Origin of the sequence: Paraburkholderia sp. SECH2 (genome assembly GCF_030464795.1) — a bacterium.
Lineage (GTDB): Bacteria > Pseudomonadota > Gammaproteobacteria > Burkholderiales > Burkholderiaceae > Paraburkholderia > Paraburkholderia aspalathi.
The window spans coordinates 110,804-124,933 of record NZ_JALPRH010000003.1; the positions used below are offsets into that span (position 1 = coordinate 110,804).

Sequence of the window (14,130 nt, forward strand, 5' to 3'; positions counted from 1 at the left end):
CCCCTAGCCGGCGTTTAGCGGCGCCGTCCGTTGCTCCCTAGCAGCGCCGCGGGAATCGAGAACGACGTCAATGCCGACGAAGAGTCGCTGCCCGGCGATTCAGCCCCGCGCGCCGTGAAGCCCGCTACCGGGTGCACGAAGTGCGCGGTGCCGCTGTGCCACATGGCCGCATACTGGCCCCATGGTTGTGCGCTGCGAGCGGCTTCGCTGTCTTTTGCATGGACGTCGAGCGTTCGGGAGGGGCGCGTTGTTTGCCCGACGCATTCTATATTCGCTTCGTGGCGAGCGATGTCGACGGCTTCAGTGATCGCCGTAATCGCATCCACGGTCTGCTCGACCTGGACTATCCCCGGCATGATGGCGTCGGCATCCGCCTTGCCATCGCACAATTCGACGCGATATCCGTGCGCATACATCGTGCGTAGCTGGACGCCTGACGCGCCGTTCAGCCCCAGCTTCTTGCGCAGCTTGTAGATGTGCTGTTCGAGCGTGCGGCCCACGATATCTTCCGTGCTGCTCCAGATCGCACCGGCGATCTGCCGGCGGCTCACGTATTCACCGGCGCGTGAGAACAGCAGCCATGCAATCGCGAATTCGCGCACCGTCAGGCGGATTTCGCGCTCGTCCACCAGCACCGTGCCGGTACGACGGTCCAGGCGATAGGGACCGAGTTCGGCCCGGTCTTCGGATTGCAACGGTGGCGGCGACTGGAAGCGGCGCAACGCCTGATAGGTGCGTACCTCGAGTTCGCCCTGATCGATCGGTGAGAGCACCACGTCGTCGGCGCCGACTTCGAAGGCCCGTTCGATGCTGTCACGATCGGCAAATGCGCCGATCACAATCAACGGCGCGCGGCGGTCGCCATAGCAGGCACGGCGTGCGAACACTGCGCGCGTTGCATCGATGCCCGTTGCCGCGTCGACAAGGATGGCGTGATAGTCCTCCCGATAGATCGCCCGCGAGAGTGCGACGTCATCGAGGAAGCGGCAGCATTCGATCGTATCGTCGCGAAAGCATTGGCAAATCAGATTGAACAGACTGCTGCTGGTGGTCATCACGGCGAATTTCAACATGCCCTCCCGGGACTGATGCCTAAGGTTGCTTCCCAAACCGCATTGCGTGTCCCGAAAATTACGGCCCTTAAAATATCAGGGCTGTAACGAATTGTTTCATCGCATGACGCATTGAAATTGCATGAAAGATGGAGAATTTGTTTCGCATCGTTTCGATCCGGTCAATAACCAGACAGATCGCGGCTATTAGCCGGGAGATGCACTTCTAAACACGATTTCGGCAGCAATTACCGTCATGCATTCGGTAACGGGTAAAAGAGACCCGCATCGCCGGGAATCGCACGCGAAGCAAGGTTCGCAGTACCTTTCAGCGTTGCAAGCCGTATTTATTTTTGTTGAGAATCTGAAAAGCGCGTTTTAAGAAATGCGGCTTCGCATTTCCCTGAGCTTTGTTGAATCTGTGGGATGAGCGGCTATTTACACTCGCATGAGGTGGCCGCCAATGCGGCGCCGCGCATTTTTTTCTTGTGCCGATTCCATTGCGAGTGCGCTCATGTCCTTTCTGTTAAACGCGTGGTATGTCGCGGCTTTCGCCCACGAGGTCCGCGCCGACGTGCCGTTTTCGCGCACGCTGCTCGGGCGGCCTGTGGTGCTATATCGCGATGCGGAACAGCGCGCGATCGCGCTCGACGATCGCTGCGCGCATCGTTTCGCGCCGCTGTCGCAAGGCCGTATCGTCGACGGCGTGCTCGAATGTCCGTATCACGGTCTGCGCTTCAGTGCGAACGGACAGTGCGTGCACAATCCGCACGGCGACGGCCGGGTGCCGGCCGGCGCGAAGGTGCGTGCGTACCCTTCGCTCGAACGTTACGGCGCCATCTGGTTCTGGCCGGGCGACCCCGCGCGCGCGGATGCGGCCTTGCTGCCGTCGTTTCCGTTCGTCGATCCCGCCGCTAACGTCACACACGACGGTTACCTGCATACGCGCGCGCACTATCAGCTGAGCGCCGACAATCTGCTCGATCTGAGCCACTTCCAGTTTCTTCATCCCGATACGCTGGGCAGCGAGGCGATCGCGCGGGGCGACGTGCAGTCGGGCAGTCTCGACGACATTGTCTGGGTCCGCCGCAGCGCTTACGACGAAGCGTTGCAGCCGTTCGTCGCGCAAGGCTTCGGGATTCCGCCCGGTACGCGGGTGGATCGCTGGATGGACGTGCGCTGGACGCCACCTGGATTGCTCTCGATCGTGGTCGGCGTGACCGCGGCGGGCATGCCGCGCGAAGCGGGGCTGATCGCGCCGTCCGCGCATTGGCTGACGCCGGAGACCGAACGCACGACGCATTACTTCTTCGCGTTCGGTTTGCCGAAGGAGATGGGCGACGCGGCGCGCGGCCTGGTGCGCTATGCCGTCGAAGGACTGATGAAGCCGTTCGAGTGCGAGGACCTGCCGATGCTCGAAGCGCAACAGAAGAATCTCGGCGACCACGACTTCTGGGCGATGCAGCCGGCGCTGCTGCCGATCGACGCCGGCGCGATTCGCGCACGACGCGTGATGGAGCGGTTGATTGCGGCGGAGCAGGGGGCGGCGCCCACTCCCGTGAGCACGATTGCGATTACGCCGGTGGCGGGTACGTCGCAAGCGGTGGCTTGATGGGCGCCGTTCCTGAAGTTGCCTCGAGAGTTGGCCAATTTTTTAACGAAACCTCAGCGTCGGACGGTGGGCCGTTAAACGAAGCGGCTATGACGGTAAGCGCCTTGCGGTACGAAACCGCCGCGACGGGCAGTGAATCGTTTAGCGAAGCCTGTGCGGCAAGCGGCGAATCGCTCAACGCAGTGTGGGTGGAATGGATTGTCGAAACGCTGAGTGCTGCCGGCGTGCGTCACGCTGTCTTGTGTCCTGGTGGACGCGCGAGCGCCATGTGCCTTGCGTTCGAAGCGCATCCGCACATTGCCGTCGAGATGGTCAGCACCGATGAGCGCAGCGGCGCCTTCGTCGCGCTCGGGATCGCGAAGGCAAGCGGCGAACCGGTCGCGATCGTCACGACGTCCGGCTCGGCGGTAGCGAATGTCTTGCCCGCTCTGACCGAAGCGGACGCGTCCGACGTGCCGCTCGTCGTACTGACGTGCGACCGGCCACGTGCGCTGCGCGGCACCGGCTTTGGACAGATGGCGGATCATCTCGGCGTGACTCGCGCGTTCGTGCGCGCGCAGGCGGACCTGAAAGATCCTGAAGATGCAGTGCAGGCTCTGGAGCAAGCCCGTCATACGCTCGCGGCAGCGCTTGTTGCGATGTCCAGGGGAGTGCCGGACGGCGATGACAGCTTGTCGCGCGCCGATGTGCATCCATCGTCACAGCGGCCGACGCGTGGTCCGGTGCATATCAACGTCCCGCTTGCCGGTGTCTACGATGCAGTTGAGACGCAGCCGGTTTCGTTCGAGACGGTCCGCGCGGCACGGGCTCAACTAGCGCCGCACGATCACGTCGCGTCCCCAGTACCTGAAGCGTCGCCCGCGCGTATCGTCGAACGCGTCATGGCGCGCGTGCTTGCGAAGCGCGGTAGCGTTCCGCTCAGTAACGGCCTCAACGGGTTGATCGTGGTCGGCCCTGAACCGGGCGTGCCACTCGAAGCGATTTTCGCGCTGGCCGCGGCGAGTGGCTTTCCCGTGCTAGCCGACGCGGGCAGTGGGCTGCGATCGGGGCCGTCGGCGTTGACGCCGCAAGCGGCCGCGCGCGGCGCGGCGGGCGCATTGATCGTCAACGCATTCGATGTATTCGGCGGTGCCGCACGGCTCGCATCGGCGCGCGCGGAACTGATCGTGCGCTTCGGCCTCGCGCCGGTTATGCCGGTGCTGCACGCGTACCTCGAAGCACACGCCGACGTGCCGACGATCAAGATCGCGCCTTGCCGTGTGGCGCATGACTATCTGCATCCGGCTCTGGATCCACGCGACGTGCTGGTTGCGCCGTCATCGGCGATGCTGCAAGAGATTGCCGCAGCGCTGGCCGAAGCAGTGCAGCGGCGTACACATGCCGACGCCAGTCCCAACGCACCCACGCCGCCTCGCCCGACCGTCGCCTTTTCCTGGCGCGACCGCTGGGCAAGCGTCGCCGGTTACGGCGCACGCGAGCGGCGCGCTTGCGTCGCATCGCTCGCCTGGGGCGAAGTGTCGGCGGTTCATTGCGTGCTGGCGGCGCCCGGCTTTGCCTTCGTTCATCTCGGCAATTCCATGTCGATGCGTCACGCCGATATCGGCTACGACGTACGCGCCGCGCGCCAGGACATCTATGTGAATCGCGGCGTGAGCGGCATCGACGGCACGATGGCGACGTTCATCGGCGAAGCGCTCGCGCGCCGCGATGCGGGTCTGCTGCTGCTCGGCGATCAGGCGTTGATCCACGACCTTTCTTCACTGGCGAGCGCGCAACGTGTGTGTACGCCAGCCTGCATCTGTGTGGTCGACAACGGCGGCGGCGCGATCTTCGACTTTTTGCCGATTGCGCATGCACCGGCCTATCGGCGCACGATCCGCAATCCCTACAAACTAGATATCGGCGCGCTCGCGCAGGCGTTCGGGCTCGCGCATCGCCGTGTCGAGACGCGCGACGCGTTGGACGAGGCGCTCGCCGAAGCACGCGATCACGCCGGCGTGACGATCATCGAAGTGGCGGTGGAACCGTATTCCGGCGCGCTGCAAATGCAGCAACTCGCGCAAGCTTTGGGAGCGACGTGATGGATTGGGATATTGTCGAGAGCCCGTTGCAGCGTTCGCTTGCCGCGTTGAATCGCTATGCAAGCGCACCCGCGCCGGACGAGGTGTTTCTCGACGACATGCAGCAACGCATCAACGCGGCACGGCGCGCGCCCGGCCGCAACGATCCAGGCGCGAATCGTGACGCGCCGCGCGTGTTGCTGCTTGGCTATAGCGGCGCGGGCAACACCGGTGCCGATCTGCGCACGATTGAGACGATCGCCCAGTTGCGTCGCCTGCTCGCGCCGCGCGAGCCGCATATCACGCTGTTTGCGCTCGGCGACTGCTTCGATCATCCGCTGCTTGCCGGCACGCCGCGCCTCACGCCTTCGCTGCCTTATCTGCCCGATGCGCTCGGCGCCGCCGTGCGCGATGCCGATCTCGTGCTGAACGTGGAAGGCTCGACCTATACGTCGAAGTTTTCCGACTCGTTGGCGGGCGTGCTGATCGGCGGGATTGCGCTTGCGCATGCGCATCGGCGGCCGGCGATTGCATACGGTGTCGATAGCGGCACGATGAGCACTGCGCTCACGCGCTTTGTCGAACGCAATGCGCAAGCCGGCGAAGTCATTTGCCGCAATGACGCTGCGCGTGTACAACTTGCTTCGCTCGGCGTTAGCGCACAAGTGGGCGCCGATACCGCTTGGACTTATCGGGCGCCCGCTGACGCAAGCAACGCGGCGCTCAGTTCACGGCGCGTCGCGCTATGCCCGAACAATCCGTTCTGGTGGCCAGTGCATGCCGACGCCGCGCGGGCGCGTGAACTCGACGCACGCGGCGAGGCATCATCGCTGCGCTATGGTCCTTTGCATTTTCACAGTTGGAACACGGCGCGCGCCGAGGCCTATCACGCCTATCTCGATCGCTTCGTGCAGATCGCTGTCGGCTTGAGGGAGCAGGGTTACACGCCGGTGCTGGTTGGCATGGAGCAACTCGATAGCGGCGCCTGCGCCGATCTGGCGGCCCGTGTGCCATTCCCAATCGACATCGTCGCGCGCGGCCCGCATACGCTCGACGAAGTGGCCGCCACGGTCGCGCATGCAGCATGCGTGGTGACAACGCGCTATCACGCGGCAGTACTCGCGATCTCGCATGGCGTGCCGGTGTTCGGACTGTCGATGGACGCGCGCATCGAACGTCTCCTGAGCGAGGTGGGTTGCGAGTCATGGAGCGCGGCATGCGATGGCGACGACGGCGCACACGCCGCGCTCGCAGCCATCGCATCGCTGCAGAACGACGGTGTGCGCGGCGCATTGGTTGCCACATACGACGACTATGCGCGCTTGCAACGCGCCCGTTTCGACGCGATGGGTGAGCGGGTGCGCGCCGTGCTCGAAGGCTAGGCGCGCTCAGTTCACGGTCAAGGCACCGACAACGAACTGAGTTCCCGCTGCGCGCTGACCTGCTTGACCGCCTGCGCCGTGCCGACATACGAGAGCCCCGACGTGCGCGACGCCGAATTCGACTCGTAGCTGTACAGCACATGATTCGTCCAGCTTGTCGGCGATTCGAGCAAGCGCGCGATTTCGCCGCGAATCCGCAGCATCTCCCTCTGCTCGTCCTGGGTCGGCGTGCGTCCGCCTTGCTCGAACATCCGCAGCGTGCCGCGATACGCGTTGATTTCGGCAGCCGCTTCCGGCACGATGCGCTGCCGTTCGCCATAGTATTGATTGCCGCGCGTCGCGTTGAGCTTGACCTTGGTCTGGTACGTGTTCAATGCGTTCTGGCCGCCGTTTACCGAATGCGCCCACGCATCATTGCGGCTGTCGATGTATTGCAGGTAATTGCCGACGCTGGTGAATTCGGTGTCGCGATAGGTGCGCTCGGGCACGATGTCGCCGCTCTCTTCATAGAGCCGCAGCGTCGAACCGGTGCCCGTTTGCAGCAAGGTCGTGCCGAAGCCGACCAGCGGTGCGCTCGAAAACGACAGTGAATTGAATGGCCCGGCGTTGCCGATCGGCACGGGCGGCGGGCTCGATACCAGCGTGGCGCTGCCATTGACTGCGAACCGATGACCGCTGCTCGATTTGTCGACATTGCGCGCGCCGCTCTGATCGGTCGAGTGAGCCTTGCTCGAACTGAACACGGCCTCGCCCGTTACGAGCGGCCCGAACTTGACGTTGGCCGGGGTCACATAACGCGCGCCACCCGTCACCGCAAGCGAGCCGTAGTTCGAACGGCTCTTGTTGTCGACCCAGCCGATCGACACGTCCGGATCGGCAAAGAACCTGTCCGCCATGCCATTCCACATTTCGTCCTTTGTGCGCGGCAGTTGTCCGCCGGGACCGGAGCCGCCGAGCGTGCGCACCACGTCGGTCATCTTGCCGCGCCAGGCCTCAGGGTCGTTGTTGCCGGTCTGGTCGAACGGTGTGCGGATTACCACGCCGCGCGGATTGCTGGTGTCGCGGCCGCCAATCACGGACCCGTAGCCGCTCGCCATCGCCTTGCCGCCTGCGAGTGACCAGCCGATGAAGCCGCCGACGCCCAGGTGCGCGGACTTGCGGTTGTCGGTGCCGATAAACATTTCGCCGTGATGCGAGGTGGAGCCGACTTCGAGCAGCGCGTGACGGCCTTTCAGATAGCGCACGTCCGGCGCCACCGAAGCGCTCGGCGCGCCGACGAGGCCGAGCGCGGTTGCGATGTTTTCGGAGATGTTCGCGTCGAGCCCGTAGACGCCGCCGCTCGACATCTGCACGCTCCACGTCTTCGGCACGTTTTCGACCAGATGGCATAACGAATCGATGTTGCCTTGCGGCGTGGCCGGCGTCGCCACCGGATCCTGACGGATCGCCTGCATGCGGTCGAGATTCTGGCCAAGCGTGCGGTTGGTCGCGCCGATCGGCGCATTCATATCCGCGCCCGACTCGGTTGCCCAGGCGCGCAGCGTCTCGGCGTTCATCTTCGGTAGATCGCGGAACGCCGGGCTGTTGCGCACCGTGTCCTTATCGATGTTCAGCGCGCCTGCAACGTCGCGCGCAATCTGATTGCGTTGCAGACGGCCGAATTTCGTGTCGTCGCGCAACCAGCCCTTGGCGCCGATATTTCCCTTCCAGTTGCGTAGCGCGGCGGCGCGCACAGCGGCGTTCATCGTCGCGTTGTCCGGCGCCTGGCCGCGCTGCCGGTGCGGCGCGTTCACCACCTGCGTGTTTAGCGCGTCGACCACCGTGTCGATGGATTGTAGTGTGCTGAAGTCCTTGTCCGGATGATCCATCAGACCGCCGGCGGTGCCCATGCCGAGCGCCGAGATCGGATCCTTCTCGTGGCCGAAGCTTTGCTTGACGCCGCTGCGAAACCGCTGCGCCGTGCGATTCATCCACGAGCCGGTGCGTGCCGACGTCGCGTTGCGCTGCGCATGCTTGACCACCGAGTACATACGATTCTGCACCTGGCCGACATCAGCTTCGGCGATGCCGTTGCGATGCGCGAGGTACGCTGAACGAAGATGTGTTTGCGGTTGCGCGCGCGGACTCTCGAGCAATGCATTGCCGCACAGCATCGCCTTGGCGGTCTGTGTATGCGGCGTCAACGCGAGGCTGATCGCGGCCTGCTGCTGGCTTTGCGCGACCTGGGTGTTGGCGTCGCGTTCGGCGGCCGGCAGCATAGCGTTGGCCGATTCCGCGAGTTCGGGCAGCGTGCCGGGTTTTTCCATGCCGTTCGGCCATGCCGACAACAGCGTGTCGGCGGCGCGCCAGGTTTGCCAGTCGGCTTCCGCGTGAACCTTGCGGTCACGGTCGGTCGGCGCCTGGATGTTGCCGCCCATCGGTGGCGCCGCTTCGACGTTGCGCAGCGCGTGAAACGCGGCTCGCGAGCGCGCCATCGCGCAGCGTGTCGCGAACGCGTCGCGCGTCTGCTGCGGAGTGGGATTCTGGATCGTGCCTTGCAGCACGCCGAGCACGTCGTTCGCGCGTTGCACGTTGCCGCCTGTCGCTTCGGCGAGCGCGTGACCGAGATAGCGCGACTTCGCGAGCGGCGGGTCGCCGCGCTGACCTTGCGGAATCGCGTCGCGGATATTGGCCAGCAGCGTGTCGCGCTCGGTTGCGAACTGCGTACCCGCTTCAGCCGGAAAGCTCTCGGCAAGATGCGCGTCGGCCCTGGCCGGGTCGCGCAGTTCGGTGCTTGCTTGCGACAAGGCTCGCTCGTTCTTGCCGACCGCAGTCTTCACATTGGTGTTGTTGTGCGAATTGACGCCCAGCGGTGTGCTCGCGTTGGCCTTCGGCGTGTGCATTTGCCCAGGGCTTGGCAGGATGTCCGGCGCGGGCCGCGATGCGCGCACGGTGGTCCGTGCGTGGAACGGCGTGAAGGTGCTGTTCGCACCGCTGCCGGTCAGGTCGTTGAGGGGCGAGCCTTGCGGCATCGGGTCGCTATGCGTCTGCCCTGGTCCAAGCGGCGTCTGCACTGGCGCGCTGGGCAGATGGTTGCGCAATGCGCGCAGCTTGTCGAGCGGGCCGCCAACCACTCTCGTTTCAGGCAGCGGTACATTGTTCTGCGGCTGATTCGCCTGCGGGGCCGCAGGCTGCTGCTGTTGCTGAACGGGCGGTGCGCCGCGTGAGAAAGGGTTGCGAATCCCGAATGGCACGAGCGGTCTCCCATGTGAGGACGGTCGCGTCGGCAACTCGCCGACGATGACGAATTTTCATCGCCACGTCACATTGCAGTGCTGGAAGTCCGAAGTGAGGGCCGAGGATGCGAACGTGGCAGATGCAAACGTCGTGCGAAGGAACGCGTGTCATGCGCGCTGAATGCGTTCACCACGCCAAGGTGGATTCCCATTGCGGGCGCGATGCCGGCGCTTGCTGGGTGGTCGCTGCAAGCGCACCGTTCGCGAATGCGGGCATCACGTCGCGTGCGAACCGGCGCATCGACTCCATCGCCATCTCATGCGGCATCGAACCAAACCAGAAGCTCGCGCTGAAATAATCGCAGCCGAGGCCGGCTTGAATCCGGCGCAATTGGTGAATACATTCGTCGGCGGTGCCGATCACGAGGAAATCGTTACGCAGCGCGTCGTCGGACGGTTCGTCGGGTAGCGGCTGGTCCGGCACGACGCCGTCCACCACGTCGCCCATGTCGTGACGCAGGCGCAGCGTCGCGCGTCCGTTCCAGCGCGCATGTTCGACGGCCTCGCGGGCCTGAGCTTCGTTCTGCGCGACGAACACCGGCCGCTGCGTGCCGATGCGTACAGTCGAGAGTGCAGGGGCAAGGTCCGGATAATGGCGCCGTACGTCGGTCAGCTTCGAAATGGGTTCGAGCACGCCGGTGAAGAGATTTGCGCGCCGTCGCACCGCCTGTTCGACCGACGCTCGCCGGCTCGAATTGACGACGAGCCATACCGGCATCGCGCGTTGCAGCGGTTGCGGGACGAGGCCGGTGCGGGGAATGTTGAAGTACTCGCCCTGGTGCGAGAACACGGGTTCGCGTAGTGCTTGCAAGAGCACGTCGATCGCTTCGTCGTCGCGGGCGGAGGTGGCGCCTTTGACGAGCTGGAAGCGCTCGTACTGATAGCGTTGATAGCCGCTGCCAAGCCCGGCTTCGACACGTCCGCCGCTCAACACATCGAGCGTGGCGAGTTCTTCCGCAATCACGAGCGGATGATGCAGCGGCACCGGCACGATCGCCGGACCGAGGCGCAGATGGCGAGTGCGTGCGGCGATATGGGACAGCAGCATCAGCGGCCGTGACGAGTGCGAGTAGTTCGTGAAGTGATGTTCGGCGAGCCACAGGTGGCTGAAGCCGAGCGTATCGGCGGCTTCGGCCATCGCGATCGCGCGCTGGTAAAGCTCGGCTGCCGGTTTCGGCTCAGGGGCAGGCAACGTCATGAACAAACCGAATTGCATCGTCGACTCCTCGGTTACTGCCTGGCCTGATTCGCCGACAAGGCGACCGGCGCGCGGCCTTTAGCGCGGTAGAACATATAGGTCGCGCCGTACGGCACGAGCAGATGCGCGCCCTCGAGTTCGCACGACGGTTGCGGCGGCACACCGCCCGTGGTGTCGATGCGCTGGATCGAGCTGACGTCGGCGAAACGGCCCTCGCCCGGGCGCGGGGCCGCGACGAAGCGGGCCGTGTAGCGCGCCCAGGTCAGCGCATTGGCGCCTACCTGGCTTTCGGCGGCGACGTTGCCGATCACGTAGCTGCCGTCGTAGGAGAGAAAGTAGCGGCCCGGCGCGACGGTGCCGACGCTTTGGCCGGCGGCGTCGACGAGGGTTGCTTCGGAACCCAAAGGATCCCAGAGCAGCTGCGTGCCGTCACGGGCGACGCCAGGGATCGTGTCAGGCAGCGCGACTGGGGCCGCCTTGATGCGGCGGCATATGTAGGTTTCGTCGCCATGGGTGGTCATGACTTCCTGGAGCACCTCGTCCTGGTTGGCTCGCAAGGCCACGGGCAAGGACTCGTCTGCCGTCGGCGGGGGCGGTTTAGGCGGCGTCGCGCAGCCGGCGAGTGCGAGCAGGCAGCCGGCCACGAGGCAGGTCATCGACGGGCGCAGCAACTGCGCGGGGCGGGGCGGAAAACCAGTCATTGGCGGAAGGGGAAGGCGGGCGATGGTGCCATCACACCTGATCCGGCACGCCGCTGCGTGGCTCGACACGAAAGGCTGCATCGAAAACCGCACGCAGTGGATGGGACACCCTTGCTGGCTGGCGCACAGAGGCGCCGATCCTCCGCGGTTCGCATGAGCATGCATCCGTTCGCGATTCAGCTGAACGGGTGGCCGCGTCGGCCGATACTGGTTCGGGCTTGCCGCGGCGCCGAGCCTTGCGCGTGGCAGCTTTCCCGCACATGTCTCGTCCGCTAACGGTCCGAGCGTCCACCCGAATCCGCGATGGAATTGAATCCTTCGAGTCCTTCTTCCGCTTCTTTGTCCGGCCCCGAGCCGCAGCTATCCATGCTGATCGCGGACGACGAGCGCGCCTATGCGTATCTGGCGATGATCCGCCGCTACATTGGCGGCGCGGCCGACATTCACGACCTCGCGCAAGCCGCCGCGGCCCAAACTGCGCCAATCACCGCCGACGATTGCGTCGAACGGCTCGCCGATGCGGACCGTGTGTTTGCCGAATGGCTCGCGCCACTGCATCGCACGGCGGCTGAGGTTGCCGGGATCGAGCCGGCGCGCATGGCGGATGCGCTCAACCACATGCACCACGAGTCGCGTCGTTTGACGATGTGCGACGACGTGCTACTCGATAACGTCGTCGAGTTGGCGCGCCTCGTGATCGACGAGCGCGTGCCGGGCGACTTCATCGAAACGGGCGTATGGCGCGGCGGCGTGACGATTCTGATGCGCGCCGCGCTGACCGCGTTCGGCGGCTTTGGCCGCAACGTCTGGGTGGCCGATTCGTTCGCGGGTCTGCCCGCGCCGAACCCTGCCACGGATTTGCGCGATGCCATCTGGCATCACCTGATGCGCGCGGTCGGCCTGCTGCGCAGCGATCTGGCGACCGTGCGCGAAGCTTTCGCGCGCGCGGGCCTGCTCGATCGCCGCGTGCGTTTTCTGCCGGGCTGGTTCGCCGATACGTTGCCGGACGCGCCGATCGAGCGCCTCGCGTTGATGCGTCTCGATGGCGACTGGTACGACTCGACCCGTGACGCACTCGAGGCCTTGTATCCGCGCCTGTCACCGGGTGGCTTCGTGATCGTCGACGACTATGGCCTGCCGACTGGCTGCGCACGCGCCGTTGACGAATACCGCGCCGTGCATCGCATCGACGCGCCGCTTACGCGTGTGAACACGCAAGCGGTCTACTGGCGCAAGCCATGGTGAGCATGACGGCGCATGTCGAACTCAGCGCGGTTCTGGAAGCGCGGCTTAGCGCACATTACGTGGCGCCGCCACAAGCGGTGGCCGTCGATCTGATCGTCAGCGATTGCGCGGATGCCAGCCGCCGTTTCACGTTTGGTCCGCGGATCGAGTCGACGTCGATCCCACCCGACGACGTGCACCGCGCCGCAGCCCGAATCACGCTGAGCCGCGCGTTGTTAAGCGCGATGCTCGACGATCCCACTGGCTTCGATCCGCGCAGTGCGGCGGCAATGGCGTTCGGCGGCGTGCGAATCGACGGCGCTGAGCGGCTCGCCGCTTACTGGCTGCAACTGCTCAAGCGTCCCTCGGCGGCGGCACGCATGGCGCTGGAGCGAGCCCGGCGGCGCGCACCCACAGCGCTAGCGACGGTGCCGGCGCTGCGGGCCAGCGGCTGCGACGATCAGGACCTGCACGCGGCACTCGCAGACACGCTCGATGCCTCCGTCCCGCTGGTGTTGCGCGGCATGGTGAGCTGGCCCGAAGTCGCCTGGACACTCGATGATTGGTGTACTCACGAGGGCGCTACTGTACTGCGCGCGAATCCGTCGAGCGGCCTTCCGCAAACCGTTGCCGACTTTATCGACGGATTCGCCGTACAGCCTCTCGCCAGCGCAGGCGCCGCCACCTACACGGAAGGCTGCCTCCTGCCGCCCGCATGGGAAGCGCGTTTTTCATTGCCGATGCTTCCGGCGCATATGTTCGGCGCGGGGCAACTCTGGTTCGGGCGGGCCAGCGCCGCCTCACTGGTTACGCGTTTGCACTGTGATATGGCGAATTCGTTTCTTGCACAGATTCACGGCCGCAAGCGGGTGCGGCTCTATGCGCCTGCTCAGGAAGGCGCTGTCTACGCGCTCGATGCATTCAACACGTATCGCCCTTGCCGCGTCGATGTAGCGGCTCCGGACCTGGCACGCTTTCCGCGCTTTGCCGGTGCGCTTGGCGTGGACGTCATGCTCGAACCGGGCGATCTGCTGGTGATTCCAACCGGCTGGTTTCACTGCGTCTGGGCGCTGGATCATGTGCTGTCGATCAGTCGTTTTGCCGACGACGAAAGTGCGTCGACGCTGCTCGACGGCAGGCTTTTACAACCGAATATAACGAGGACCGGATGATCGGCGTACCCCGAAGCGATTCGCCTTGCACCTCCTTTCTGCCATTCGCGCGCGGCATCGCCGTGACAGCGCTGATTGCATCGGCCACAGCACTAAGCCCGTTATCCGCGCGTGCACAGGCTTCGTCGGCAATGACGCAGGTCTGCACGACGCGTGCGAACAACGCGAAGCTGATCGCCCAGGACCGCGATGCTGGCGTCAGCAAGGAAGACGAGTTGCGCAAGGCGCAGCATGTAGCGGCGGCAATGCCGATTGAACGACAGTTGTACGCGCAGGCGGAATTGACGACCTTTATCGACCGTCTGTACGGACAGTACGCCAAAACGCCGCCGCAGCAGGCCTACGATAAGTACCTGGCGTACTGCGAAGAGCAGGCCGCGCGCGGCGCTGCGCAGGTCCAATGATGTGCTGTGCCGGATGCCACGCATTCCCCCTCACACAGACATGGCTTCGC

At 64.9% G+C, this 14,130-nt stretch carries 10 protein-coding genes; 6 read left to right on the plus strand and 4 right to left on the minus strand.

Annotated elements, in window-relative coordinates; translation table 11 throughout:
• Positions 1-14 precede the first annotated feature (14 nt).
• The gene (locus M0D66_RS07655; RefSeq protein WP_244869792.1) at positions 15-1,073 is read right to left on the minus strand and encodes a response regulator transcription factor; all 1,059 of its coding nucleotides are present in this window, start codon (positions 1,071-1,073) and stop codon (positions 15-17) included.
• Between the two features lie 493 nt (positions 1,074-1,566).
• Here M0D66_RS07655 and M0D66_RS07660 point away from each other — a divergent pair, with 493 nt between their 5' ends.
• From M0D66_RS07660 to M0D66_RS07670, 3 genes are all read left to right on the plus strand, one after another.
• The gene (locus M0D66_RS07660; protein WP_211702540.1) at positions 1,567-2,664 is read left to right on the plus strand and encodes an aromatic ring-hydroxylating dioxygenase subunit alpha; all 1,098 of its coding nucleotides are present in this window, start codon (positions 1,567-1,569) and stop codon (positions 2,662-2,664) included.
• Positions 2,665-2,753: 89 nt separating this feature from the next.
• A complete protein-coding gene (gene menD / locus M0D66_RS07665; RefSeq protein WP_266210472.1) occupies positions 2,754-4,745 on the plus strand; it encodes a 2-succinyl-5-enolpyruvyl-6-hydroxy-3-cyclohexene-1-carboxylic-acid synthase in 1,992 nt (663 codons plus the stop codon).
• The gene (locus tag M0D66_RS07670; protein ID WP_266210473.1) at positions 4,745-6,106 is read left to right on the plus strand and encodes a polysaccharide pyruvyl transferase family protein; all 1,362 of its coding nucleotides are present in this window, start codon (positions 4,745-4,747) and stop codon (positions 6,104-6,106) included. The genes menD and M0D66_RS07670 overlap by 1 nt, the downstream gene beginning before the upstream one ends.
• Positions 6,107-6,123: 17 nt before the next feature.
• On the opposite strand, the gene M0D66_RS07675 is transcribed toward M0D66_RS07670, so the two are convergent.
• From M0D66_RS07675 to M0D66_RS07685, 3 genes are all read right to left on the minus strand, one after another.
• Entirely contained in the window at positions 6,124-9,339 is a 3,216-nt protein-coding gene (locus M0D66_RS07675; RefSeq protein WP_266210474.1) for a hypothetical protein, read from the minus strand.
• Between the two features lie 169 nt (positions 9,340-9,508).
• Positions 9,509-10,597, minus strand: a complete 1,089-nt coding sequence (locus M0D66_RS07680) for an LLM class flavin-dependent oxidoreductase (protein WP_266210475.1) — start codon at positions 10,595-10,597, stop codon at positions 9,509-9,511.
• Between the two features lie 14 nt (positions 10,598-10,611).
• The gene (locus M0D66_RS07685) at positions 10,612-11,235 is read right to left on the minus strand and encodes a DUF3455 domain-containing protein (RefSeq protein ID WP_244869524.1); all 624 of its coding nucleotides are present in this window, start codon (positions 11,233-11,235) and stop codon (positions 10,612-10,614) included.
• Positions 11,236-11,583: 348 nt separating this feature from the next.
• On the opposite strand from M0D66_RS07685, the gene M0D66_RS07690 reads away from it, so the two are divergent.
• Genes M0D66_RS07690 through M0D66_RS07700 form a run of 3 tightly spaced genes read left to right on the plus strand, consistent with a single transcriptional unit; the run spans position 11,584 to position 14,080 of the window.
• Positions 11,584-12,525, plus strand: coding sequence for a TylF/MycF/NovP-related O-methyltransferase (locus M0D66_RS07690; protein ID WP_266210476.1), 942 nt, complete (start codon positions 11,584-11,586; stop codon positions 12,523-12,525).
• Positions 12,519-13,676 (plus strand): cupin-like domain-containing protein, encoded by a 1,158-nt coding sequence (locus tag M0D66_RS07695; protein WP_266210477.1) that lies wholly within the window; start codon positions 12,519-12,521, stop codon positions 13,674-13,676. Before M0D66_RS07690 ends, M0D66_RS07695 begins: the two co-directional genes overlap by 7 nt.
• Positions 13,673-14,080: a hypothetical protein gene (locus tag M0D66_RS07700; RefSeq protein ID WP_266210478.1), complete on the plus strand. Its 408-nt coding sequence runs from the start codon at positions 13,673-13,675 to the stop codon at positions 14,078-14,080. The genes M0D66_RS07695 and M0D66_RS07700 overlap by 4 nt, the downstream gene beginning before the upstream one ends.
• Positions 14,081-14,130 lie beyond the last annotated feature (50 nt).